This window comes from Halomonas sp. 111 (assembly GCF_052379685.1).
In the GTDB taxonomy this organism is placed as follows: domain Bacteria; phylum Pseudomonadota; class Gammaproteobacteria; order Pseudomonadales; family Halomonadaceae; genus Vreelandella; species Vreelandella citrativorans.
This window is the reverse complement of record NZ_JBQSYV010000046.1, coordinates 1-1,768: the sequence shown is the minus strand read 5'-3', so window position 1 is coordinate 1,768 and position 1,768 is coordinate 1. Positions and strand designations below refer to the sequence as shown.

At 54.1% G+C, this 1,768-nt stretch carries 1 rRNA gene; it reads left to right on the top strand.

The window, feature by feature from the left end:
- The first annotated feature begins 183 nt into the window (after positions 1-183).
- Positions 184-1,716, top strand: a 16S ribosomal RNA gene (locus tag ACT3T7_RS18345).
- Positions 1,717-1,768 lie beyond the last annotated feature (52 nt).

The following is a 1,768-nucleotide window of genomic DNA, read 5'->3' as shown; positions in this document are numbered from 1 at the left end:
AGCTCTTTAACAATTTGATCAGGTAATTCATGTGGGCGTTTGCCGATGAGGGTGACAAGTCACCAAATATCAAGGCAAGCGCACAAGAAGAATTTTCGAATTCTTCAAATTCGTTTGAACCTTGAGCCAGGATTGATTCACCTTTGTCGCTTTCGAGCGACAAGTAAGAATCACACTGATTTTAAACTGAAGAGTTTGATCATGGCTCAGATTGAACGCTGGCGGCAGGCTTAACACATGCAAGTCGAGCGGTAACAGGGGGAGCTTGCTTCCCGCTGACGAGCGGCGGACGGGTGAGTAATGCATAGGAATCTGCCCGATAGTGGGGGATAACCTGGGGAAACTCAGGCTAATACCGCATACGTCCTACGGGAGAAAGGGGGCTTCGGCTCGCGCTATTGGATGAGCCTATGTCGGATTAGCTGGTTGGTGAGGTAAAGGCTCACCAAGGCAACGATCCGTAGCTGGTTTGAGAGGATGATCAGCCACATCGGGACTGAGACACGGCCCGAACTCCTACGGGAGGCAGCAGTGGGGAATATTGGACAATGGGCGCAAGCCTGATCCAGCCATGCCGCGTGTGTGAAGAAGGCCTTCGGGTTGTAAAGCACTTTCAGCGAGGAAGAACGCCTGTCGGTTAATACCCGGCAGGAAAGACATCACTCGCAGAAGAAGCACCGGCTAACTCCGTGCCAGCAGCCGCGGTAATACGGAGGGTGCAAGCGTTAATCGGAATTACTGGGCGTAAAGCGCGCGTAGGTGGCTTGATAAGCCGGTTGTGAAAGCCCCGGGCTCAACCTGGGAACGGCATCCGGAACTGTCAGGCTAGAGTGCAGGAGAGGAAGGTAGAATTCCCGGTGTAGCGGTGAAATGCGTAGAGATCGGGAGGAATACCAGTGGCGAAGGCGGCCTTCTGGACTGACACTGACACTGAGGTGCGAAAGCGTGGGTAGCAAACAGGATTAGATACCCTGGTAGTCCACGCCGTAAACGATGTCGACCAGCCGTTGGGTGCCTAGCGCACTTTGTGGCGAAGTTAACGCGATAAGTCGACCGCCTGGGGAGTACGGCCGCAAGGTTAAAACTCAAATGAATTGACGGGGGCCCGCACAAGCGGTGGAGCATGTGGTTTAATTCGATGCAACGCGAAGAACCTTACCTACCCTTGACATCTACAGAAGCCGGGAGAGATCCTGGTGTGCCTTCGGGAACTGTAAGACAGGTGCTGCATGGCTGTCGTCAGCTCGTGTTGTGAAATGTTGGGTTAAGTCCCGTAACGAGCGCAACCCTTGTCCTTATTTGCCAGCACGTAATGGTGGGAACTCTAAGGAGACTGCCGGTGACAAACCGGAGGAAGGTGGGGACGACGTCAAGTCATCATGGCCCTTACGGGTAGGGCTACACACGTGCTACAATGGCCGGTACAAAGGGTTGCCAACTCGCGAGAGTGCGCCAATCCCGAAAAGCCGGTCTCAGTCCGGATCGGAGTCTGCAACTCGACTCCGTGAAGTCGGAATCGCTAGTAATCGTGAATCAGAATGTCACGGTGAATACGTTCCCGGGCCTTGTACACACCGCCCGTCACACCATGGGAGTGGACTGCACCAGAAGTGGTTAGCCTAACGCAAGAGGGCGATCACCACGGTGTGGTTCATGACTGGGGTGAAGTCGTAACAAGGTAGCCGTAGGGGAACCTGCGGCTGGATCACCTCCTTAAACGATGCGTCATCCCTCGCGGTAAACGTCCACAATGAATTACCTGATCAGA